Genomic DNA, 22,484 nt, shown 5'->3' with positions numbered 1-22,484 from the left:
TGACAGGCGCAGGCGCGGCCAGTATGGTTCGCGCCCCGGTCGCATGCGGCCGGGTTTGGCCCAGGTGGCGGAATTGGTAGACGCACTAGTTTCAGGTACTAGCGGGTAAAACCGTGGAGGTTCGAGTCCTCTCCTGGGCACCAACATGGCTTTTCAGGGAATCCGGCCAGTTTCCGGAGACCGCGCAAAACCCGCACGCCCTGCGGGTTTTCGTGTTTTTGGCGGACGCGCCCATGCATTGGGTGCTTGGCGATCCAGGATGTGCCCTGCAAAGCCGCGTTCCGCATGGCTTGAAAGAAGACCTGCAGCGCGATGATGCCTGCGGCGCTCGCCAAACCCAGGTTGCGTGCCGACGCGCTTGATTGCACAGGCCCTCACACCCCATCCCGGCCTCCTTGCGACGCCGGAGTCCCGTCGCCTGCCGCAGCTTCCGAAGTCGGGGCGCGACGGCAGGGATTCGCTCGCCCGCGCAACGGCCGGCCATTCCGGGGCTTTTGGCACATCGCCCGACGGCGTTGGCGCGCTAGGCTGGCTGGCGCCAAATCCCCTGGAGATTCGTCGATGTCCATCCTCCGCCTTGCCGCGCTTGCCTGCGCGTGTGTCGCCATTGCCTTCGCCGTGCCCGTCGCGACATTTGCGGCCGAAGGCAAGCCCGGGGCGGAGGGCAAGGAAGCCGAGTTCAAGCTGCCCCCGTTCCCGGCCGACAAGACCATCAAGCAGTCGACGACGATTGCCGGACGCAAGATCGACTACAACGCAACCGTGGGCTCGCTTCCGGTACTCGATGACAAAGGCAAGAAAATCGCCGAGGTGATGTTCTTCGCCTACACCGTGCCCGGCAAGGATCGGCCGGTGACTTTCGCGCTCAATGGCGGGCCGGGCGCTTCGTCGGTCTATCTCAACCTGGGGGCACTGGGTCCCAAGCGCGTGCAGTTCGGTGCCGAAGGCAACAGTCCGTCCGATCCGGCCACGCCGATCGACAATCCGGGCAGTTGGCTCGACTTCACCGACCTCGTGTTCATCGATCCGGTCGGCACCGGCTTCAGCCGCGCCCTGGTCGATGAAGATGTGGCCAAGAAGAAGTTCTACTCGACCCAGGCCGACATCGAATATCTCTCGCGCATCATTTACGACTGGCTGGTCAAGAACGAACGCCTGGAATCGCGCAAGTATCTGGTCGGCGAGAGCTATGGCGGCTTCCGCGGCCCGCGCATCACTCATTACCTGCAGACGCGGCTGGGCATCGCCATGAACGGATTGGTGCTGGTATCGCCGTATCTGGATCCGGAAGCGAGCGACAACGGCGACCTCTCGCCACTGCCGTGGATGCTGACTCTGCCGAGCATCGCCGCGGCCAATCTCGAACGCCACGGCAAACTCAGCGATGCAGCGATGAAGCAGATCGTCGACTACACGCGCACCGACTATGTCACCGACCTGCTCAAGGGTCGCTCCGATCCGCAGGCGCTCGAGCGCATCGTCAATCGCGTGACCGAACTCAGCGGCCTGGATCCTGAATTCGTGCGCCGCTCGGGTGGCCGGCTGGAAACCCAGGCTTTCCTGCGCGAGGTGTTCCGCAAGGAAGGCAAGCTCGGCAGCCGCTACGACTCCAACGTCACCGCCTGGGATCCGTTTCCGTTCTCGCCGCGCCAGCGCACCAATGATCCGATCCTTGACGGCATCATCGCGCCGACCACCACGGCGATGGTCGATTTCATCACGCGCACGGTTGGCTGGAAGTTCGATGGCCGCTACAACGCGCTCAGCTACGAGGTGAATCGCGCCTGGGACCGCGACAGCAAGGAGTCGGACAAGGGTTCGGTCGATGCCTTGCGCCAAGCGGTGGCGATCGACTCCAAACTGCAGGTGCTGATCGTCCACGGCTGGGCCGACCTGTCCTGCCCGTTCATGGCTTCGGTGCTGATCGTCGACCAGATGCCGGTGATGGGCGATCCGCAGCGCGTGCAGGTCAAGTCATACGCGGGCGGCCACATGTTCTACAGTCGCCCCGACAGTCAGGAGCATTTGCGCAACGACGCCATGCGCGTCTATGCCGCACACTGAAGGCAAGCGCCCAGACACGCGCGCCCAGCTGCCCTGAACGCAGCCACAGCCGCGATCCGCGAATTGACCCCGCGACCGCGGCCCATGCGTTTGAGCAGGTCGATCCGGCGATGGCGAGAAACCCTCCCGATGCCTTAACCTCGCATGATGGCGCCGGAAGAACCGACCGACGAGGATCTGATGCTCGCGTATGGCGGAGGCGACATGCTCGCCTTCGAAACCCTCTATCGCCGGCACCGCGGCGGGCTGTATCGCTTCCTGCTGCGCAGCCTGCGTCACCGCGCCGACGCCGATGAACTGTTCCAGGAAACCTGGAGCCGCGTGATCAGCGCGCGCGAGCGCTATCGCCCCGAGGCAAAGTTCAGCACCTGGCTGTTGCAGATTGCCCACAACCTCGTGATCGACCGCTTCCGGCGCCAGCGTCCGCAGGCTTCGGTGGAAGAAACCGAAACGATCATGCGCAATCTCGATGCGCCCGAAGCCGAACAACCCGAGCGCATGCTCAGCGAATTCGAGCAGCGCCGCCGCCTGCAGCTGGTGCTCGAGGAAATGCCCGACGAACAGCGCACCACGTTTCTGTTGCGCGTCGAGAACGGCATGGGCCTTGAAGAAATCGGCGAGATCACCCATGTCGGGCGCGAGACCGTGAAGTCGCGCCTGCGCTACGCGCTTGCGCGCATCCGCGCGAGGATGCAGTCATGAGCCTGCCCGACGACGACCGCGAACTGCAGCGCCTGCTCGATGGCGATGGCGGCGAGACGGCGGCGCTGTATCGCAAGCTCTCGCGCGTGGAGCCGCCGCGTCGGCTCGATCGCAACGTGCTCGGTGAGGCCGCGCGCGCGGCGCGTGGTCATGCACCACGCCGACATCGCTGGTTGGTTGGCCTTTCCTCGGCTGCCGGCATCGTGCTCGCCGCGGGCGTGGCCTGGCACGTCGGACAAGACGCATTGCATCAGCCCGAGCCTTCCGCGTTCAAGACCGCACCGCCTGCCGCGCAACAGCGTGTCTATGTACCCGTGCATCCGTTCGAGAGCGCTCCCGCGCGCAGCGAGCACGAAGCGACAGACTCTGCGGCCACATCGGCCGCAGCAGCAGCGCCCGCCGAGCCGGCACGCGAGCTCGCGCCAGCCGTCACCAAGACGAACACGGTGCGTGCGCGCGCCAAGGATGCCCGCTCGCAAGCGGCGCCGGTTCCGCCACCTGCGCCTGCAGCACCGCCCCCACCGCCGGCCACTGCACCTGCACCCGCACCCACGGCGCAGGCCGCTCCTGCCGCCGCAGCGATGAAGACCGAGTCGGGCGGCGCTGTTCGCCAGGACATCCGCAGCAGCGAATCGGCTGACACCATTGATGCGCAGGCCACCCGGCGGGATTCCGCGGCGACCACGCCGGAAAGCCTCAAGCGCTCGGCCGAGATACGCAACGACAGCAAGCTCGCACCCGATGCCTGGATCCGCCGCATCCAGTGGTTGCTTGAACAGGGGCGCGACGTGCAGGCACGCGAAAGCCTCAACCTCTTGCGCCGCATGCATCCCGACGTCGAATTGCCCGACGATCTCAAATCCCTGCAATGAGCACGCCTGTACCTGATTCCGTGTCACGGCATGGCTGACACGCAGACCCTGCAAGGCCCGGCGCGATTGCAGCAGGAGATCCGCAAGAGCCGGTTTCTTGTGCAGGCCGCACCAATCGAAGACGCCGAAGCCGCACTCGCCTTCATCGGTGCGGTGAGCGCACGCGATGCAAGCCACAACTGCTGGGCCTACCGATACGGCGACCAGTATCGCTTCAACGATGATGGCGAGCCCGGCGGCAGCGCCGGACGGCCGATCCTGCAGGCGATTGATAGCCAGGGTCTCGACCATGTGGTGGTGGTGGTCACGCGCTGGTTTGGCGGCATCAAACTCGGTGTCGGCGGTCTCGCCCGCGCCTATGGCGGATGCGCCGCTGAATGTCTGCGTCTTGCACCACGCATCATGCGGCTTGCCCAGACACGCCTGCGTGTCGAATGCGATTTCGCGCTCGCGCCCCTGCTGCACGCGCGCCTGCGCGAGTTCGGTGCACGCAAGCTCGCCGAGGCCCATACCGCGCAGGGCCTGAGCCTTGATTTCGAGCTGCCCCAGACCAAGATCGAAGCCTTTACCCATTTCGTGCGCGAAGCCAGTCGGGGACGTGCCGACATCAGGCCAACGCCGATCGAGCTGCCTTGGCGCTGACTTGATCGCAGCGCGCAAGGCGCTACCCTGCACTGTCCTGCCTCAAATCCGCATTGATGACGACCGACGACTCCCGCTCCCCGCGCAAACTGCGCCTCCTCACGCGCCTGTTGCCGCTGCTGCGGCCGTATCGTGGACTCATCGCCGGTTGGCTCGGTTTCCTCGCCCTGTCGTCGACTGCGACCCTGGTACTGCCGCAAGCGGTACGCGTGATGATCGACAACGGCTTCGTCAAGGCCAATGCGGAAGCGATCAACGCGAGCTTTCTGGGCTTGTTCGGCGTCGCCGCCGTACTCGCGGTCGCCACCGCGGCGCGCTTCTTTTTCGTCACCCTGCTCGGCGAACGGATTGCAGCCGATCTGCGCAAGCGCCTGTTCGACCACTTGCTCACCCTCGACCAGACCTTCTACGAAAGCACACGCACCGGTGAACTGGTGTCGCGTCTGGCCGCCGACACGGAACTGGTGCAGACCGTGGTCGGCTCGACGCTCTCGCTCGCGCTGCGCAGCGTGGTGACGATGGTGGGCGGCATCACCGCGATGGTGCTGACCAGTCCGCGCCTGGCCGGAATCACCCTGTTGGTCATTCCGGCGGTGGTTTTGCCGATCATCGTGTTCGGGCGGCGCGTCTCACGATTGTCGCGACAAAGCCAGGATCGCATCGCCGATGCCTCGGCGATTGCCGGCGAATCGATCAACGCGATGCACACGGTGCAGGCTTACACGCGCGAACCGCAGGAATCCAGGCGCTATTCCGACGCCGTGATGCGCGCACTGGCGACCGCACGCCTGCGCATCGCCACCACCGGCACGCTCACTGCGCTGGTGATCCTGCTGGTATTCGGCGCGATCACCCTGGTGCTGTGGGCGGGCGCCAAGGCGGTGATGGCGGGCACGATGGCGCCGGGCGTGCTCAGCCAGTTCGTGCTCTACGCCGTGCTCGCGGCCGGCTCGGTCGGCACGCTCAGCGAAGTCTGGGGTCAATTGCTGCGTGCCGCTGGCGCGCTCGGACGCACCACCGAACTACTGGATACACAAGCCACCATTGCCTCGCCAAGCCAGCCGGAACCGGCGCCCCACCCGCTGCGTGGAGCGCTGCGCTTCGAGAACGTCGAGTTCCGCTATCCCTCACGCCCCGAGCGCAGCGCGCTCGCCGATTTCACGCTCGACGTGCAGCCCGGCGAGACCATTGCCCTGGTCGGCCCCTCGGGCGCGGGCAAGACCACGGTATTCCAGTTGCTGCTGCGTTTCCACGATCCGGCGCATGGACGCATCACGCTCGATGGCGTGGATCTGCGTGCACTCGCCCTGCCCGAGCTGCGCGGCAGCTTTGCCTTGGTGCCGCAGGATCCCGTGTTGTTTGGCGCCAGCGCCGCCGACAACATCGCTTTCGGTCGCACCAACGCAAGTCGCGGGGACGTGATCGCGGCAGCACGCGCGGCCGAAGCCGACAGCTTCCTCGGTGCCCTGCCCGAAGGCTATGACAGCTATCTGGGGGAACGTGGCGTGCGCCTGTCCGGCGGCCAGCAGCAACGCATTGCGATCGCGCGCGCGTTGCTGCGCGATGCCCCGGTGTTGTTGCTCGATGAAGCGACTTCCAGCCTCGACGCCCAATCCGAACATTTGATCCAGCACGCACTGGAGCGGCTCAAGAGCGGTCGCACCACCTTGGTGATCGCCCATCGACTGGCCACGGTGCAGCGCGCCGACCGCATCATCGTGATGGATGCAGGCCGCATCATCGCCCAAGGCACGCACCCGGAGCTCGTCGCCGCCGGTGGGCTCTACGCCCAGCTCGCGCAGTTGCAGTTCGCCACGTGAGTAGCGGGCGCGCGGATGGAGATGGCCGCGTGCCTCCAGCATCGGCGCAGACGCGGGCGCGCGTCACGGTAGTCCGCAATCTGCTGCGCAGCGGTGAGGGCGAGCGTGCGCTGGCGATGGCGACCGCCGAGGCCAGCCTCGCGCTGCCCGGCGCGGCGGATCGGATCGACATGGAGTTTGCCCCTTGGCCGCGCCTGCGCGCGCGCTGGCTGCAGGCGGTTGTGGCCCGATTCCCGCAAGATCCGGCGCCACGCGCCGCGCTGGCCGCTGTCTTGCAGACATTGGGCCATTCAAGCGCGGCCCTGGACTGCTGCGAAGCCGTTCTCGCACGATGGCCTGAAGATCGCGCCACGCGCGAGGTGCGTGCTCTCGCGCTGATCGAGCGCGGTGATGTCGAAACGGGCCTGGCAAGCCTGCGCGAATTGGTTCCGGGCAATCGTGAGACTGCCGCTCGGCATCTCGTGGTGATGCACTACGATCCGACGCAGAGCAACGACAGCCTGTTCGCCGCCCTGAACGACTTCGGCGCGCGCCATCTGCGCCGCTTTGGGCCGCCGTACGCGCGCCATGCGCAGGACCCACAGCGGCGCCTTCGCATCGGCTGGCTCTCGCCACGACTCAGCGAAGGCCCGGTTGCGCGCTTTCTCGAAGCGCCATTGCGTGCCTTCGACCGCACCGGATACGAGCATCTGCTGCTTGCCTTGCAGCCGCTCAACGACGAAGTCGGCCATCGCCTTGCCAAACTCGCCGATCGCTGTGTCCTGCTGCCGCATCTGGATGACGAGGCCCTGCTCTCTGCTTTGCGTGAACTCGAGTTGGATGTGCTGTTCGATCTCGCCGGCCACGCCACGGCCAACCGCCTGGAGGTGATCGCGCAGCGCGTGGCCCCGCTGCAGATCAGCTGGCTCGACTGGTTCAATACCACCGCCGCGCCCAACCTTGATGCCTGGTTCAGCGACCCGTGGCTGACGCCAGCCGACAGCAGTCAGGCCTATACCGAAAATTTGCTGCACCTGCCGGCAGGCCGCTTCTGCTACAGCCCGCTGGCAACGGCGCCCGCGCCCGACCACGACGGCGCGGCTCCTCTCGTGTTTGCCTCATTCAATCGCCTTGCCAAACTCAACGACACGGTTGTGGCCGCCTGGTCGCGCATCCTGCTTGGAGCACCTGGCGCACAACTGGAACTGCGCGCACGCATGCTCGAAGATCCGGCCACGCAAACACATCTGCAAGAGCGCTTTGCCAAACACGGGGTTGAAGCGCAGCGTCTGCGTCTGCACGCAAGCGTCCCTTACCGCGACCTGCTCACCGCCTACGCAAAGGTCGACATCGTACTCGACCCGTTTCCGTTCTCTGGCTGCACCACCACGTGCGATGCCTTGTGGATGGGGTGCCCCGTGGTCACTCTGGAAGGCGAAACCCTGGTCAGTCGGCAGAGCGCAAGCTTGCTGCAACGACTCGGTCGCACGGAATGGATCGCAACGTCGATCGACGACTACGTATCGCGCGCCCTGGCCTTGGCGGTGCAAGTCCCGTCGCTGCGCACGCAGCGCGTTGCGCTGCGTGCGGCCGTGCTCGAACGTCTGTGCGATGCAGACTCGCAAGCGCACGACATGCAGATCGCCATCCGCCAACTGTGGCAGAAGGCGTGCGCATGAGTGTGGCGGCGGCGCGTTGGTGCCGCCACGGCGAAACGGCGCGCCTACTCGGCCGTCTGGTCGCTGAGACGGCTCTCGTAGCGCTTGATGTTGGCGTTCTTGCGCAGTGAGGCAATGAACTCGGTAGTGGCGAGCATCGACAAGCCTTGGCGCAAGGTGTTGCCGGCCGCTTCACGCGTCTTGGCATCGAGCGTAGCGGGATTGCCCTCGGTAACGCCGGTCAGCTCGACCAGCGCATAGGCATCACCGCCCAAGCTCACGAGTTCGCGGCTCGGCTTGCCATCCTGCCCGCGCGGCATCGTGAACACGGCCTTGACCAGGGCGCTGTCCAGCGTGGCGGCATCACGACCGATGCCCTGCTTGTCCTCGACCTTGAGACCATTGCCGGCAGCCACGGCATCGAGGGTACTGCCCTTGCCCAGTTCGGCGAACAGGCTGTCGGCATGCGCCTTGGCTTGCTGCACAAGACGTTCGGCAAGAATGCGCGCACGCACCTGGTCGGCGACATCGGCGAGTGGCTGTGGTTTCGCTGCCAGATGTTCGGTGTCGCGCAGGACGATGATGTGACTTGAGCCCAGATCGATTGGATCGGAATTGTTCTTCTGCACCAGCACGCTGTCGGAGAACGCCGCCTTGATCACCGCCGGATTGCCGGCGATGCCGGCGCCGCCCATGCGCGGGAACGGACCCGCCTTCTGGATCGTGAGGCCCAGTTCCCTGGCCACGCCTTCGAGCGAGGACGGATCCTGATAGGCCATATCGGTGAGACGTCCGGCCTTTTCAGAGTACAGGCGGTCGCGCTCGCCATTGCGGTATTCGGTGAGCAGTTCCGGCTTGACCTCGTCGAAGCTGCGCGTCTTGCCTGGCCGCACATCACGCAGTTCGATGATGTGGTAACCCTCGCTGCCAAGCACGGGCGCAGAAATCTTGCCCTTTTCGAGCGCGAACAGGGCATTTTCGAAGGCTTCCTCGGTCACTCCCTTGTCGAGCCAACCAAGATCACCACCCTGGTTCTTCGAACCCAGGTCGTCCGAATACTGCTTGGCGAGCGCCGCAAAGTCCTTGCCTTCCTTGAGTTGCTTCTCGATGTCCTCGGCCTTGGCCAAAGCCGCCTTCTGCTCGTCTGGCCCGCCCTTGCCGCCGACCTTGATGAGAATGTGCGATGCCTCGCGCTGCTCGGCCGTGACGAAACGTGCCTTTTCCTTTTCGTAGCGTTCCTTGAGCACGCTGTCGTCGGGGGTATCATTGAACGGAATCTTGCTCGCGTCGAGTTCAACATACTCGATGGCTACGCGCTCGGGCACCATGAATTCGGCCTGGTGCGCCTTGAACCAGCTTTCGAGCTCGTCCTGCTTGACTTCCGTGTCCTTGGGCACGGGTTTGTCAAGCTTGATGAAACGGAAGTCGCGCCGTTCATCACGCAGGCGCAGGTAGTCGTCGATCTGCGCATCGGTAACGATCACCGAACCGGCGATCTGCATCGGCAATTGGCGAGCAGCGAGATTGCGGCGCACTTCATCTTCGAAACCGAGCGGGCTCTTGCCGATCGACATCAGGGCAAGTTTGTACTGCTCGGCATCGAACTTGCCGTCGACCTGAAAGGCTGGAATCTTGGCGATTTCGTCACGGATCGAAGCGGCAGGCACCACGATGCCGAGGGAATCGTTGGCTTCCATCAGCGCTTGCTCGTCGATCAACTGGTTGAGAAAGCCGGCCTTGACCTCGGGGCGATCGAGGACGCTCAGATCAGCGCCCTGTCCCATCTGCTGCGCCAGCATCTGGCGATACTGGCCGAAGCGCTCGCGGAAAACTTCCTGGCTGATCGAAACGCCATCGACTGTGGCAACGTCGGTATTGATGCGCGAAACGAAATAGCTCTCGACGCCGAAGAACGAGAATCCGATCGTGATCAATACAAGTACAATTTGCACCATCAGCTTGGAGTACTTGCCGCGAAGCATCTTCAACATGGGCTGGAAACCTGATTCTGGAAGTTCAACAAGCGGCCATGCGGCCGGGAAAGTTCAAGACAATCGCGCATTGTACGGTGTCGCCACTGCCTGCGAACGGACTTGCCACACAACAAAGGCGCCATCGCAGGCGCCTTGTCGCGATCGCCTCGTTTCGGGCGCGGGATCGCGGATGGTGGGTGCTGAGGGTTTCGAACCCCCGACCCTCGCCTTGTAAGGGCGACGCTCTACCGCTGAGCTAAGCACCCGCCGCAGCCGCAATTGTCCGTGGAGCGAAGATGCAAACCGATCTTCACCGACCTCGTCGCCAAGCAGGCAGATTGCGCCGACGGACCGGAAGTCCGCCGGCTGCGTCGGCTTCAGGCGACCGCGTCCTTGAGTGCCTTGCCCGGGCGGAACGCCGGCACCTTCGATGCGGGAATCGTGATTTCCTCGCCCGTGCGCGGATTGCGGCCGGTGCGTGCTGCACGTGGACGCACGATGAAGGCGCCAAATCCGACCAGCGAAACTTCACCGCCACCCTGCAGGCACGTCTTGATGGCGTCGATCATGGCGTCCAGAGCGCGCTCTGCATCGGCTTTGGACAGGCCCGAACCATCGGCCATGGCGTTGACAAGGTCACCTTTGTTCATTGAATGCTCCTGCGCGGAACGGTCGCTCCGCAGAATTCGATCAGAATCGGAGCGCGCAGTCGGCCAATCCGCACCAGACAATCAACGCGTCCATTTATCCGCAATCGCCCGGACACTGTCTGTCACCTGGATCGCAGCGCCGACTTTATACCAGTGACCCTGTGAGCACGCAACCGAAAAAGCCTGCTATATCAGGCGCTTTTCGCATCGCGGAGCGCTCTTTCAGCGCTTGCCGCAGGCCGGCGTGCACGGGTCCGGAGAGTTTCGGAGCGCTTGGCACGAGATCACGCCGGTCAATGCGCGCGGGCACCTTCCTGCGGATCAGTCGCCACACGCGCAGCCTCGGGCTCCACGCCTTCCGGCTTGGGCACCGGGTGTTCGAGTGCAATGTCGAGCACCTCGTCGATCCAGCGAACCGGGTGGATCTGCAGCGACGCCGTGACATTCTTCGGAATGTCAGCCAAGTCCTTGGCATTTTCCTCCGGAATGATCACGGTGGTGATTCCGCCGCGATGCGCTGCGAGCAGCTTTTCCTTGAGACCACCGATGGGCAGCACGCGACCGCGCAAGGTGATCTCGCCGGTCATCGCCACTTCCGAACGCACCGGAATGCGCGTAAGCACCGAGACCAGCGCGGTACACATCGCAATGCCCGCGCTCGGTCCATCCTTGGGCGTCGCCCCCTCGGGCACATGCACGTGGATATCGAGCTTCTGGTGGAAATCCGGATCGAGACCGAATCCGGAGGCGCGGCCGCGCACCACGCTCAGCGCGGCCTGAATCGACTCCTGCATGACATCACCAAGTTGACCGGTGTGCAGCAGCTTGCCTTTGCCGGGCACCACCGTGGCTTCGATGCTGAGCAGGTCGCCGCCCACCTCGGTCCAGGCCAGACCGGTCACCAGACCGATTTCGTTTTGCTGTTCGGCACGGCCATAAGTGAAGCGGCGCACACCGAGGTAGTTGTCTAGATTCTTCGACGTCACCGACACCTTGCGGCGACGCTCGCTTTTCTCCTTGCCCTTTTCCGCGGCCTTGCTCGCGGCAAGACTGATCTCCTTGACCACCTTGCGACAGATCTTGGAAATCTCCCGATCCAGATTGCGTACGCCCGACTCGCGCGTGTAGTAGCGCACGATGTCGCGCAAGGCTTCGGTGGCGATGGCGAACTCCGCTTCCTTGAGACCATTGGCCTTGAGCTGCTTGGGTACGAGATAACGCTCGGCGATGTTGAGCTTCTCGTCCTCGGTGTAACCGGGAATGCGGATAATCTCCATGCGGTCGGCCAGTGCCGGTGGAATGTTCAGCGAATTCGCGGTGGCAATCCACATCACCTCGGAGAGATCGACATCGACCTCGAGATAATGATCGGCAAAGGCATGGTTTTGCTCCGGATCGAGTACTTCGAGCAACGCCGCCGAAGGATCGCCACGGAAGTCCATCGACATCTTGTCGATCTCGTCGAGCACGAACAGCGGATTCTTCGAGCCGATCTTGGACAGGTTCTGGATGATGCGCCCGGGCATCGAGCCGATGTAGGTGCGCCGATGACCACGAATCTCCGCTTCGTCACGCACGCCGCCGAGCGACATGCGCACGAACTTGCGGTTGGTCGCCTTGGCAATCGATTGCCCGAGTGAAGTCTTGCCCACGCCCGGCGGGCCGACCAGGCACAGGATCGGCCCCTTCATCTTGTGCACGCGCTGCTGCACGGCGAGGTACTCGACGATCCGTTCCTTGACCTTCTCGAGGCCGTAATGGTCGGCATCGAGCACGTCCTGGGCACGCTGCAGATCACGCCGCACCTTGCTGCGCCGCTTCCACGGCACACCCAGCAGCGCCTCGACATAGTTGCGCACGACGGTCGCTTCGGCAGACATCGGCGACATCTGCTTGAGCTTGTTGAGCTCGGTCCGCGCCTTGGCCTCGACCGCCTTGGGCATGCCCGCGGCCTTGATCTTGCGCGACAACTCCTCGGATTCGTTGCTGCCTTCCTCGGTGTCACCCAGTTCCTTCTGGATCGCCTTCATTTGTTCGTTGAGGTAGTACTCGCGCTGACTCTTCTCCATCTGCGTCTTGACGCGACCACGAATGCGCTTCTCGATCTGCAACACGTCGATTTCACCATCGACAAGACCAACCAGCTGCTCCTGTCGGTCGGCGACATCGCAGGCTTCGAGCAGCCTCTGCTTGTCAGCGACCTGCACACCAAGGTGGGTGGCAATGGTGTCGGCCAGGCGTGACGGATCCTCGATGCCGCCGAGCGTGGACAGCAGCTCCGGCGGAATCTTGCGTGAAAGTTTGACGAGCTGTTCGAAATTGCTGATCAGCTGGCGGCCGATCACGCCGATTTCGCGCTCGCTGCGCGTATAGGCGGGCTCAAGCGTGTGGACGTGTGCAGCGAGTAGACCATCGCGCATCCCGAAAGCGACGATTTCGGCGCGATCGAGCCCTTCGACCAGCACCTTGATGGTGCCATCAGGCAACTTGAGCAGCTGCAGCACGCTGGCCACGGTGCCGATCTTGTACAGATCGGCCTCACCGGGATCATCCACGTCGGGGCTGCGCTGGGCGACCAACAGGATCTTCTTGTCGCCGGCCATCGCACTTTCCAGCGCGCGCACCGATTTCTCGCGCCCGACAAACAGTGGCGTCACCATGTGCGGAAACACGACCACGTCGCGCAGCGGGAGCACCGGCAATTCAACGGGATCGGTGGGACGGTCTGGTCTGGCGGTTTTCTCGCTCATCTGCGCAAAAGACTCCAAGGGACATGTGCGATGCCGGGGCCAGCCTGTCGCCAGTCCGGTCATTCGTCAAGTGAGGATTGGTGACGGGGATTGCAAGCCTGAGCGGCCGAAGCGGAGGTCAATCGGGAGGCCCGGCAGGACCCGGCAGGCAGATCAGCGCGTGTTTGCCGGCTCAACCGAACCGCAACCCGCGCACTGCGCACGGCACGTGGCGAATCCGGCCCATCGTCGGGATCACTCGGAGGCGGCGCGGTTCTGCATGTTGCCGCGATAAATCAGGTAAGGCTCGGCCTGACCATTGATCACGGCCTCGTCGACCACGACCTTGCTCACGTGTTCGAGCGAAGGCAGGTTGAACATGGTGTCGAGCAGCACCTGTTCGAGAATCGTGCGCAAACCACGCGCGCCGGTCTTGCGCTTGATCGCCTTGCGCGCAATCGCGGTGAGCGCGTCGGGGCGGAACTCCAGTTCCGCACCTTCCATTTCGAACAGCTTCTTGTATTGCTTGGTGATCGCGTTCTTGGGCTCGGTGAGGATCTTCACCAGAGCCGGCTCGTCGAGCTCCTCGAGCGTGGCCACCACCGGCAGGCGCCCGACCAGCTCGGGAATCAGGCCGAACTTGACGAGATCCTCGGGCTGCACATCGGCGAGCAATTTGACGGCGTCGGATTGGCGATCCTTGCTGCGCACTTCGGCATTGAAGCCGATGCCAGTCGCTTCGGAACGCTGCTGGATGATCTTCTCGAGTCCGGCAAACGCACCGCCGACGATGAACAGCACGTTCTTGGTGTCGACCTGCAGGAACTCCTGCTGCGGATGCTTGCGCCCGCCCTGCGGCGGCACCGAGGCGATGGTGCCCTCGATGAGCTTGAGCAACGCCTGCTGCACGCCCTCACCCGAAACGTCGCGCGTGATCGACGGGTTTTCGCTCTTGCGCGAAATCTTGTCGATCTCGTCGATGTAGACAATGCCGCTCTGCGCCTTGTCGACGTCGTAGTCGCACTTCTGCAGCAGCTTCTGGATGATGTTCTCGACGTCCTCGCCGACGTAACCGGCTTCGGTCAGCGTGGTCGCGTCGGCAATCGTGAACGGCACATTGAGCAGGCGCGCGAGCGTGTCGGCGAGCAAGGTCTTGCCCGAACCGGTCGGGCCGACCAGCAGGATGTTCGACTTGGCCAGCTCGACATCGTCGCTGCGGCTGCGCGATTCGAGTCGCTTGTAGTGATTGTAGACGGCGACTGCGAGCACCTTCTTGGCGCGCGCCTGCCCGACCACGTACTGGTCGAGCACCTCGAGAATCTCGGCCGGCTTGGGCAGGTCGCTGCGCGAAGTCGAGGCCTTTTCCTCGAGTTCCTCGCGGATGATGTCGTTGCACAGTTCGACGCATTCATCGCAGATGAACACCGACGGGCCCGCGATCAGCTTGCGGACTTCATGCTGGCTCTTGCCGCAGAACGAGCAGTACAGAATCTTGCCGCTGTCGCCCGCTCGGCCTTGCCGGTCTTCGGTCATGCGTTGCCTCTGGAACTTGTCGCAAATGCGGGCGCAGGATAACACAGCGCGCGAGCCGCCCCGGGCCCGCGTCTGCAAGGGATTACAAACGCCGAATCAATCGCTTAGGCGGTCGGCGCGGCTTCCGCCGGGCGTCGATCGAGCACGGCGTCGATGAGGCCGTAGGCCTTGGCAGCCTCTCCGCTCATGAAACGGTCGCGCTCCATGTCGCGCTCGATCTGTTCGATCGGCTGGCCGGTGTGCTTGACATAGATGTCATTGAGCCGGCTGCGCAGGTAGAGAATCTCGCGGGCCTGGATTTCGATATCCGTAGCCTGCCCCTGCGCCCCGCCCGACGGCTGGTGGATCATCACCCGCGAATTGGGCAGCGCATAGCGCTTGCCCTTGGCGCCCGCCATCAACAGCAACGACGCTGCGCTGGCCGCCTGACCGATGCACATCGTGCTGACGTCACAGCGGATGTACTGCATGGTGTCGTAGATCGCCAGTCCGGCGGTGACGACACCGCCGGGACTGTTGATGTAGAGGTTGATGTCCTTGTCCGGATTCTCCGACTCCAGGAACAACAGCTGCGCGACGATCACATTGGCCATGTAATCGTCGATCGGGCCGACGCAAAACACCACTCGTTCCTTGAGCAGACGCGAATAGATGTCGTAGGCACGCTCGCCGCGCGAGGTCTGTTCGACCACCATCGGCACGAGGTTGAGACTGGTGGCAGGCGTGATCAGGCTGGACATGGTTCTCTCCCGGGCCGCAATCGCACTCAGGCGCCGGGCCGCATGACGTCGTTGAAGCTCAGGGACTGTTCGCTGCATTTGGCGTGCTCGGCCAGCCATTCCACGACTTGGTCCTCCATCACGCGGTTCTGCAGCGCATTCATCAACTGGGGATCACGTGAATACAGTTCAATGACCTGCTGCGGCTCCTCGTAGGTCGAAGCAATCATCGTCAGAGCCTCGCGCACGCGCTGCGCTTCGAGGCGGATCTGGTTTTGCTTGGCCAGCTCGGCGATCAGCAGGCCAGCACCCACGCGACGACGTGCGGCAGCGTGATAGTCGGCCACGGCTTCTGCCGATTGCGCGCCGGCCTGCTGTGCCAGCTGGCGCGCCTCGGCTTCGATGAGGCCCTGCGGGATTTCCAGCTCCGGATGCGCGGAGACCAGCTTGTCGAGCGCATCGGCCTTCAGGCGCGACATCAACACGCCCTTGAGCTCGCGTTCGAGATTGGCACGAACGTCTTCGCGGAAGCGCTGCATGCCGCCTTCCTTGACGCCGAAACTCGCCACGAAGGCATCATCGATCGCTGGCAGGGCTGCTTCCTGCACGCGCACCAGATGCACCTCGACATCGGCGCTCTTGCCAGCCAATGCCGGAGTGCGCGCGGTTTGCGGGAAGTCCACATGCGCCTTGAAGGTTTCGCCCGCGCTGCGGCCGACGATCTTCTCCTCGAGGTCCCGCGCGTATGCGCCGGAGCCGAGGATCGCTCCAACCCGATCCATGCCGCTTTCGGGATGGCGGAAGCCGTCACCCTGGGCGCTGTATTCGAACAACACCATGTCGCCTTCGCGGGCCGCACGCTCAACCTGCGCCCAAGTGCGGCGCTGCAGCCGCAGGGTCTCGATCATCTGATCGATGTCGGCATCGGTCACGCTGGCCACCGGCTTGGCGATCTCAATAGTCGAAACATCGAGTTTGCCGATCTCCGGCAGCACCTCGAATGTGGCGGTGTATTCGATTTCGCCATTCTCGGGACGCCCCGTGGTCGCGATCGACGGCTGCATCGCCGGACGCAGCTTTTCCTGCGCGATCGCTTCCTGGAAGCTCGATCCGATCATGTCCGACAGCGCTTCGTTGCGGACCTGGCCGCCAAAACGCTGCTCGATCACCTTGGCTGGCACCTTGCCGGGGCGGAATCCCTTGATGCGCGCGGTGCGGCTCAACTCGGTCAGGCGCGAGCGCACGCGATCTTCGAGGCGCTGCGCAGGGAGACGGACGGTGAGCTTGCGGCCAAGCGAGCCGAAATTTTCGATCGAGACTTGCATGTTGTCCTCTGGGCGTACTTCGTTCAGCAAGGACGACAGCGTTCCGGGCCGGCCGGAGCGGTCGCAGCGACAAGAGCGCGCAGGAGAACAGTGGTGCGAAAGGAGAGACTCGAACTCTCACGGGTTGCCCCGCCAGAACCTAAATCTGGTGCGTCTACCAGTTTCGCCACTTTCGCCCGATCGGACTCTGTCGCGTGCATCCCGTCCACAAAGCACCGGTACGCAGCGTCAGGAAAATGGTGGGCCGTCTAGGACTCGAACCTAGGACCAAGAGATTAAGAGTCTCCTGCTCTACCAACTGAGCTAACGGCCCACATGAAAGATCAATTGTAACGAAAATGGGGTGGGCGATGGGATTTGAACCCACGACCACTGGAATCACAATCCAGTACTCTAACCAACTGAGCTACGCCCACCATCAACAAACCGGATGGACTTGCGTGCATCCCTGCAGGGTTCTCCGTTCGGCATCCTGCCTCACCCGCTTTCCGCCCGAAGGCGGCAAGCGACCAAAGAACTCCGCAACCTCACCCACCGTCACGCAGCGCCTGATCACAACCGGTGGCGCGCCCGACAGGACTCGAACCTGCAACCGTCGGCTTAGAAGGCCGATGCTCTATCCGGTTGAGCTACGGGCGCATCGTCAGCCTTGCATTGTTCCACCGCACACCGGCACGCGGCGCCAGCCAAGTTTGGTCGGGGTAGAGGGATTTGAACCCCCGACATCCTGCTCCCAAAGCAGGCGCGCTACCAGACTGCGCTATACCCCGGCATGCCGATCTACCGCGCAACTTCATGCGTGCAAACAGCCCGCAATGGTACGAACCACCGCGACCAACGTCAATCGACCCGCAACGGCGCGGATCATCCGAATCCGCAACAAAAAGGGTGCCGAAGCACCCCTCGTGTTGGATGGCGCGCCCGGAGAGATTCGAACTCCCGACCCCCAAGTTCGTAGCCTGGTGCTCTATCCAGCTGAGCTACGGGCGCAATTTTCTTGCGGACTCGAAACGACATCGACGATGCCGCCCTTGTCCACTTCATCGACCACCGCCGATGAAGGCGCGCGATTATTCTGATTGCCTCCGCGCGCGTCAACCTTTTATTTCGTCGGCTGCGGCAGCAATGCATTTCGCATCACCTTGCTGCCATCAAACCAGCACCGAAGCGCGACATTGGAACTGGCGGAGAGAGAGGGATTCGAACCCTCGATAGAGCTTTTGACCCTATACTCCCTTAGCAGGGGAGCCCCTTCGGCCTCTCGGGCATCTCTCCGTTTTCCCAACTTGTCGATGCGACACGACGACCGCACTGCACCGCCGCGACGGGCTGCGGAGGATACCGTCGAAACGACGTCGGGTCAAAGATCAGGTGGACTCGGCGCCTTCGCCACCACTTGGATGCTCGCCGGGAGCAAGCTCACGCTTGATCCGCTGGTAGATCTCTTCGCGATGCACAGCCACGTCCTTGGGTGCGTTGATACCGATGCGCACCTGGTTCCCCTTGACACCCAGAACGGTGACTGTCACCTCGTCACCGATCATCAACGTCTCGCCAACGCGGCGAGTCAAGATAAGCATTTGGATCTCCTTGCCTCGGCTTGCTCCAACGTCACCTGCGCAGCGGGATCACCTGAATTGCCGCCGACATCTGTGTGCCGATCAAGCAGGGGCGCAGACCGCCAAAGTGGAGTGATGCGTGTCGCCGCAAGCGCGACGCCAGACGCGGTGCCAACCGAACATTCGTTACTGTGCGGCGATACTAACCAAGGCAATACCCCTGCGCAATGAACGAAAGTTCCGGTTGGACCACGATGGCAGGTTCCTTACGACAATTTGGATTCCAGCCAGGCGGGCAGATTGGCAAGCGCTTCATCAAGCGCTGGAGTGTCCACCCCGCCCCCCTGCGCCATGTCGGCCCGACCACCACCCTTGCCGCCAATCTGCGCGGCGACATGTGCAACCACCTCGCCTGCCTTGACCCGCGCCAGCGCCGCGCCATGCACGCCGCCTATCAGCGCCGCCTTGCCCTCCGCACCGGCCGCAAGCAACACGACGCAGTCGCCGAGCTTCTGCTTGAGCACGTCGATGCTTTCGCGCAGCGCCTTGGCATCGAGACCATCGACTCGGGCAGCGACCACGGCAATGCCACCGATCCGCCGCGCCGCTGCGGCCAGATCCTGGCTTGCCGAGCTGGCTGCTTTTGCCTTGAGCGACTCCAGCTCGCGCTCCAGCTTCTTCTGTCGATCGAACAACTGACGCAGCTTGTCGACCACGTCCTCGCCATGGCCGGAAAGCAAGGTGCCGATTTGGTCCAGACGCGCCTCCTCGTCAGCCACGAAGGCAATGGCCGCGGCGCCGGTGACCGCCTCTATGCGCCGCACACCAGCGGCAACGCCACTTTCGGCGATGATCTTGAATAGTCCGATGTCGCCAGTGCGCGACACGTGCGTGCCGCCACACAGTTCGGTCGAAAAGTCTCCCATCTTGAGCACACGGACTTCGTCGCCATACTTTTCGCCGAACAGCGCAATCGCCCCGAAGTCGAGCGCTGCCTGATAGGCCATCTCGCGCGTTTCCGCGACCGCGTTGCCGCGGATCTGCGCATTGACGATGTCCTCGATTCGGCGCAGTTCCGCTGCCGTCACCGGCTGGAAATGCGCAAAGTCGAAGCGCAGGCGATCGGGCGCAACCAGCGAGCCCTTCTGCTGCACGTGCGTGCCCAGGATCGCGCGCAAGGCGGCATGCAACAGGTGTGTGGCCGAATGGTTGAGCACGGTGGCCTGGCGACGTGCACCATCGACTCGGGCCAGGATCGTCGCACCCAGCTTCAAGGGCGCGCCGCTCCAGCAACCCAGGTGGGCATGGAAGACACCGCCGAGCTTGATCGTGTCGGCCACATCGAAACGCCCGTCCTCCGCGATCAACTCGCCGCGATCACCGACCTGTCCGCCGGATTCGGCATAGAACGGCGTGCGATCGAGCAGGATCACCGCCGTCTCGCCGCTCGCAAGCGTCTCGACCGCCTTGCCCTCGCGCACGATCGCGACGACCTTGGCCGCATCCGCGGAAAGGGTCTGGTAGCCGAGAAACTGCGTCGGCGCGAGTGTGCTGGCAAGTTCGGCCGGCAAGATCGCCTTGCTGTCAAACTGGCTGGCCGCGCGCGCGCGCTCGCGCTGGCGTTCCATTTCGGCTTCGAAGCCGGCCATGTCCAGCGTCCAGCCCCGCTCACGCGCGATGTCGGCGGTCAGGTCGACCGGAAACCCGTAGGTGTCATACAAAGCGAAGGCGACTTGGCCTGGAATCCTGCGCGCCGGATCAGTCGCGGACCGGCCTGGCTGCGATTCATCCTTGAGCACGGTTTCCAGCAGGCGCATGCCGTTTTCAAGCGTCTCGCCGAAACGCTCCTCTTCCTTGCGCAAGGCGTTCTCGACCAGCGCCTGCTTCTCGGGCAACTCCGGATAGGCCGCGCCCATCACCTCGACCAGCGCCGGCACCATCGCGTGGAAGAAGGGTTGTTTCCGGCCGAGCATCCAGCCATGCCGCAAGGCGCGACGGATGATGCGCCGCAGGACGTAGCCGCGCCCCTCGTTGGACGGCAACACGCCATCGACGATGAGGAAGCTGCACGCGCGAATGTGATCGGCGATCACGCGCAGTGATTTGTTCTCGAGGTCGGCGGTGCCTGTGAGGCGCGCTGCCTCGCCGATCAAGCGCTGGAACAGGTCGATCTCGTAGTTGGAATGCTTGTGTTGCAGCACCGCCGCAAGGCGCTCCAGACCCATGCCGGTATCGACACAAGGCGCCGGCAGGGGCGAGAGCGTGCCATCGGCGGCACGGTCGAACTGCATGAACACGAGGTTCCAGATCTCGATGTAGCGATCGCCATCCTCGTCGGGGGAACCGGGAGGCCCGCCGGCGATGTGCGCGCCATGATCGTAAAAAATCTCGGTGCAAGGTCCGCACGGACCGGTGTCGGCCATTTGCCAGAAATTGTCCGAAGCGTAGGGCGCGCCCTTGTTGTCGCCGATGCGCACAATGCGTGATGCAGGCACGCCGACCTGGTCGTTCCAGATCGAATACGCCTCATCGTCCGTGTGGTACACCGTTACCCACAACCGTTCCTTGTCGAGCTTGAGCACCCCGGTGAGGAATTCCCAGGCCCATTCGATCGCCTCGCGCTTGAAATAATCGCCGAACGACCAGTTGCCAAGCATCTCGAAAAAAGTGTGGTGCCGTGCCGTGTAGCCGACCGAATCCAGGTCGTTGTGCTTGCCGCCGGCGCGCAGGCAACGCTGCACATCGGCCGCACGCACGAACTTGAGCTTCTCGCTGCCGAGAAACACGTTCTTGAACTGCACCATGCCCGAGTTCGTGAACAACAGGGTCGGATCGCTGGCTGGCACCAGCGAGCTCGATGGCACGATGGTGTGATCCTTGGCGCGGAAGAAATCGAGGAAGGCGGAGCGGATTTGCGCGGTTTTCATCTGGAATCGGCTTGGAGAGTTCGATGGTGACGCCGTCGGGCACGCCAACGATGCGGCGGACGATTCGAGCCTTCAACCCAACTCGAAGTCGTCGTCGCTGCTGGTGGCGCGCGTGACGGCGCGTACTGTCGCCGCATCGAAGCCCCGGCGCAAGAGAAAGGCGGCATTGCGCGCCCGTCCGGCCGCGTCCCTGGAAGTTCGCGAGCCGGAATGGCGACACAGTTGTGCAGCGGCCTGTTCGGCCCAGTCGACCTCGAGCGCAGCCAGCGCCCGGCCGACCTCGGCCGCATCGATCCCATGGGCCTTGAGCTCGGCGCGAATCCGCAGCGGGCCATAACCCTGGGCCGCGCGACGGCGCGCCAGTGCTTGCGCAAAGCGCTCGTCGCTCTGCAGTCCGCGCTCGCGCAGCTCTTCGATCACTGCCTCGGCTTGGGACTTGGCATGGCCGCGCCGCGCCAGCTTGGCGTTGAGTTCCTGCGCGGAATGCTCGCGCCGGGCCAGCAGCGCCAGCGCGTCTTCCCCGCCACTGCGGCCGCTCGCGTGCCCGCGCCGCATCATCATCCGGACTCAGCGGCCTGGTTGGATGCGCGCGCGCTCCTGCGCGCGGTCCCAGGCGCGCAGTTCATCGCGCAAGTGAGCAATGCGCTGCCGGCCCAGTGCGCTGCGATCCTCATCAAGCACCTGGGCACCGAGCAGCTCGGCCAGGCGCTGCGCCGTTGGCAGCATCATTTCCCAGGCGTCGAGTGCGGGCAATGGACCGGGCAAGGTCATGAACAAGGTGATACCCGGCGTCACCACTTGATCGAGCCGCGCCATGTCGAAGGTGCCAGGCTTGACCATGTTGGCCATGCTGAACACCGGTCCATCGACCTTCTTGCCAAGCACGAGACGGTGGAAAATGCCCATGTCTCCGAATTGCAGTCCGGCCTTTTCCGCCGCGACGACGATGTCGGCGCCATTGAGCTGATCACCCGCACGCGCCGCCACGAACAAGGTGACGATCCGCTCGATCGGCTGCTGCGGACGCGCGCCGACCGCCGAACGCGGCACCCCGAGCGAGGCCGAGGCCGCGGTCGAATCATCCAGCGACACATCCAGTTCACCCTGCGTCGGCCCTGCATCGACAGGGTCTTGATCCTGGAAACTCTCGCCGAGCGTCGGCTCGATCCGGGTTGCGTCGCGCTCGCGCGGCATCTGCGGACGCCGCTCGCCCTGCCCCGGCCGCTGCGGGCGGCCGAACCAATAGATAAGCGCGAGCACGACCAGACCCGCCAGCAGCAAGGGGACGCCAACCGCCGCATTCCAACCCATGCCCAGTCCTCCGCTCGCGGC

At 63.8% G+C, this 22,484-nt stretch carries 16 protein-coding genes and 9 tRNA genes; 7 read left to right on the top strand and 18 right to left on the bottom strand.

Translation table 11 applies throughout. From position 1 onward, the window contains the following. The first annotated feature begins 58 nt into the window (after positions 1-58). The 7 genes from KF759_RS02845 (at position 59) to KF759_RS02815 (ending at position 7,758) form a co-directional block, all read left to right on the top strand. Positions 59-143 (top strand) — tRNA-Leu (locus KF759_RS02845). Positions 144-561: 418 nt separating this feature from the next. After that, positions 562-2,064 carry a S10 family peptidase gene (locus KF759_RS02840; protein ID WP_291222886.1) on the top strand — a complete coding sequence of 501 codons (1,503 nt, stop codon included), beginning with the start codon at positions 562-564 and terminating at the stop codon, positions 2,062-2,064. A gap of 144 nt (positions 2,065-2,208) precedes the next feature. Then, a complete protein-coding gene (locus tag KF759_RS02835) occupies positions 2,209-2,766 on the top strand; it encodes an RNA polymerase sigma factor (protein ID WP_291222885.1) in 558 nt (185 codons plus the stop codon). Next, positions 2,763-3,638 (top strand): hypothetical protein, encoded by an 876-nt coding sequence (locus KF759_RS02830; RefSeq protein ID WP_291222884.1) that lies wholly within the window; start codon positions 2,763-2,765, stop codon positions 3,636-3,638. Before KF759_RS02835 ends, KF759_RS02830 begins: the two co-directional genes overlap by 4 nt. A gap of 30 nt (positions 3,639-3,668) precedes the next feature. After that, positions 3,669-4,280 (top strand): YigZ family protein, encoded by a 612-nt coding sequence (locus KF759_RS02825; RefSeq protein WP_291222883.1) that lies wholly within the window; start codon positions 3,669-3,671, stop codon positions 4,278-4,280. A 56-nt stretch (positions 4,281-4,336) separates the two neighbouring features. Continuing rightward, positions 4,337-6,100: an ABC transporter transmembrane domain-containing protein gene (locus tag KF759_RS02820; protein ID WP_291222882.1), complete on the top strand. Its 1,764-nt coding sequence runs from the start codon at positions 4,337-4,339 to the stop codon at positions 6,098-6,100. Between the two features lie 29 nt (positions 6,101-6,129). Next, positions 6,130-7,758: a hypothetical protein gene (locus KF759_RS02815; RefSeq protein WP_291222881.1), complete on the top strand. Its 1,629-nt coding sequence runs from the start codon at positions 6,130-6,132 to the stop codon at positions 7,756-7,758. Positions 7,759-7,802: 44 nt separating this feature from the next. Here the strand turns inward: KF759_RS02815 and KF759_RS02810 are convergent, their stop codons facing one another. The 18 genes from KF759_RS02810 to zipA form a co-directional block, all read right to left on the bottom strand. Continuing rightward, positions 7,803-9,728 carry a SurA N-terminal domain-containing protein gene (locus KF759_RS02810; RefSeq protein ID WP_291222880.1) on the bottom strand — a complete coding sequence of 642 codons (1,926 nt, stop codon included), beginning with the start codon at positions 9,726-9,728 and terminating at the stop codon, positions 7,803-7,805. Between the two features lie 173 nt (positions 9,729-9,901). Further along, positions 9,902-9,976 (bottom strand) — tRNA-Val (locus KF759_RS02805). A 111-nt stretch (positions 9,977-10,087) separates the two neighbouring features. Next, entirely contained in the window at positions 10,088-10,393 is a 306-nt protein-coding gene (locus KF759_RS02800; protein WP_291222965.1) for an HU family DNA-binding protein, read from the bottom strand. 260 nt (positions 10,394-10,653) lie between these two features. Then, on the bottom strand, positions 10,654-13,110 hold the full coding sequence (lon, locus tag KF759_RS02795; protein WP_291222879.1) for an endopeptidase La: 2,457 nt from the start codon (positions 13,108-13,110) through the stop codon (positions 10,654-10,656). A 234-nt stretch (positions 13,111-13,344) separates the two neighbouring features. Beyond that, positions 13,345-14,622 carry an ATP-dependent Clp protease ATP-binding subunit ClpX gene (clpX, locus tag KF759_RS02790; RefSeq protein WP_291222878.1) on the bottom strand — a complete coding sequence of 426 codons (1,278 nt, stop codon included), beginning with the start codon at positions 14,620-14,622 and terminating at the stop codon, positions 13,345-13,347. 104 nt (positions 14,623-14,726) lie between these two features. Next, entirely contained in the window at positions 14,727-15,362 is a 636-nt protein-coding gene (gene clpP / locus KF759_RS02785) for an ATP-dependent Clp endopeptidase proteolytic subunit ClpP (RefSeq protein ID WP_291222877.1), read from the bottom strand. 26 nt (positions 15,363-15,388) lie between these two features. Beyond that, positions 15,389-16,666 (bottom strand): trigger factor, encoded by a 1,278-nt coding sequence (tig, locus tag KF759_RS02780; protein ID WP_291222876.1) that lies wholly within the window; start codon positions 16,664-16,666, stop codon positions 15,389-15,391. Between the two features lie 91 nt (positions 16,667-16,757). Then, positions 16,758-16,842: transfer RNA gene (locus KF759_RS02775), tRNA-Leu, on the bottom strand. A 61-nt stretch (positions 16,843-16,903) separates the two neighbouring features. After that, positions 16,904-16,979 (bottom strand) — tRNA-Lys (locus KF759_RS02770). A gap of 26 nt (positions 16,980-17,005) precedes the next feature. After that, positions 17,006-17,082: transfer RNA gene (locus KF759_RS02765), tRNA-His, on the bottom strand. Positions 17,083-17,228: 146 nt separating this feature from the next. Next, positions 17,229-17,305, bottom strand: a tRNA-Arg gene (locus KF759_RS02760). Between the two features lie 54 nt (positions 17,306-17,359). Beyond that, a tRNA-Pro gene (locus tag KF759_RS02755) sits at positions 17,360-17,436 on the bottom strand. A gap of 143 nt (positions 17,437-17,579) precedes the next feature. Beyond that, positions 17,580-17,656 (bottom strand) — tRNA-Arg (locus KF759_RS02750). Between the two features lie 192 nt (positions 17,657-17,848). Then, positions 17,849-17,941, bottom strand: a tRNA-Ser gene (locus KF759_RS02745). A gap of 92 nt (positions 17,942-18,033) precedes the next feature. Continuing rightward, positions 18,034-18,246: a carbon storage regulator CsrA gene (csrA, locus tag KF759_RS02740; protein WP_291222875.1), complete on the bottom strand. Its 213-nt coding sequence runs from the start codon at positions 18,244-18,246 to the stop codon at positions 18,034-18,036. Positions 18,247-18,491: 245 nt separating this feature from the next. Further along, the gene (gene alaS, locus KF759_RS02735; RefSeq protein ID WP_291222874.1) at positions 18,492-21,152 is read right to left on the bottom strand and encodes an alanine--tRNA ligase; all 2,661 of its coding nucleotides are present in this window, start codon (positions 21,150-21,152) and stop codon (positions 18,492-18,494) included. Positions 21,153-21,224: 72 nt separating this feature from the next. After that, a complete protein-coding gene (locus tag KF759_RS02730) occupies positions 21,225-21,707 on the bottom strand; it encodes a regulatory protein RecX (protein WP_291222873.1) in 483 nt (160 codons plus the stop codon). Positions 21,708-21,719: 12 nt separating this feature from the next. Further along, positions 21,720-22,463, bottom strand: a complete 744-nt coding sequence (zipA, locus tag KF759_RS02725) for a cell division protein ZipA (protein ID WP_291222872.1) — start codon at positions 22,461-22,463, stop codon at positions 21,720-21,722. Positions 22,464-22,484 lie beyond the last annotated feature (21 nt).

Origin of the sequence: Dokdonella sp. (genome assembly GCF_019634815.1) — a bacterium.
Lineage (GTDB): Bacteria > Pseudomonadota > Gammaproteobacteria > Xanthomonadales > Rhodanobacteraceae > Dokdonella_A.
Note: the sequence above shows the minus strand (reverse complement) of the source record. Positions and strands in the feature narration are given on the sequence as shown.

Coding starts and splice junctions, on each gene's coding strand:
- KF759_RS02840 (WP_291222886.1), top strand. CDS start 562: ATGTCCATCCTCCGCCTTGCCGCGCTTGCCTGCGCGTGTGTCGCCATT.
- KF759_RS02835 (WP_291222885.1), top strand. CDS start 2,209: ATGATGGCGCCGGAAGAACCGACCGACGAGGATCTGATGCTCGCGTAT.
- KF759_RS02830 (WP_291222884.1), top strand. CDS start 2,763: ATGAGCCTGCCCGACGACGACCGCGAACTGCAGCGCCTGCTCGATGGC.
- KF759_RS02825 (WP_291222883.1), top strand. CDS start 3,669: ATGGCTGACACGCAGACCCTGCAAGGCCCGGCGCGATTGCAGCAGGAG.
- KF759_RS02820 (WP_291222882.1), top strand. CDS start 4,337: ATGACGACCGACGACTCCCGCTCCCCGCGCAAACTGCGCCTCCTCACG.
- KF759_RS02810 (WP_291222880.1), bottom strand. CDS start 9,728: ATGTTGAAGATGCTTCGCGGCAAGTACTCCAAGCTGATGGTGCAAATT.
- lon (WP_291222879.1), bottom strand. CDS start 13,110: ATGAGCGAGAAAACCGCCAGACCAGACCGTCCCACCGATCCCGTTGAA.
- clpX (WP_291222878.1), bottom strand. CDS start 14,622: ATGACCGAAGACCGGCAAGGCCGAGCGGGCGACAGCGGCAAGATTCTG.
- clpP (WP_291222877.1), bottom strand. CDS start 15,362: ATGTCCAGCCTGATCACGCCTGCCACCAGTCTCAACCTCGTGCCGATG.
- tig (WP_291222876.1), bottom strand. CDS start 16,666: ATGCAAGTCTCGATCGAAAATTTCGGCTCGCTTGGCCGCAAGCTCACC.
- csrA (WP_291222875.1), bottom strand. CDS start 18,246: ATGCTTATCTTGACTCGCCGCGTTGGCGAGACGTTGATGATCGGTGAC.
- alaS (WP_291222874.1), bottom strand. CDS start 21,152: ATGAAAACCGCGCAAATCCGCTCCGCCTTCCTCGATTTCTTCCGCGCC.
- KF759_RS02730 (WP_291222873.1), bottom strand. CDS start 21,707: ATGCGGCGCGGGCACGCGAGCGGCCGCAGTGGCGGGGAAGACGCGCTG.
- zipA (WP_291222872.1), bottom strand. CDS start 22,463: ATGGGTTGGAATGCGGCGGTTGGCGTCCCCTTGCTGCTGGCGGGTCTG.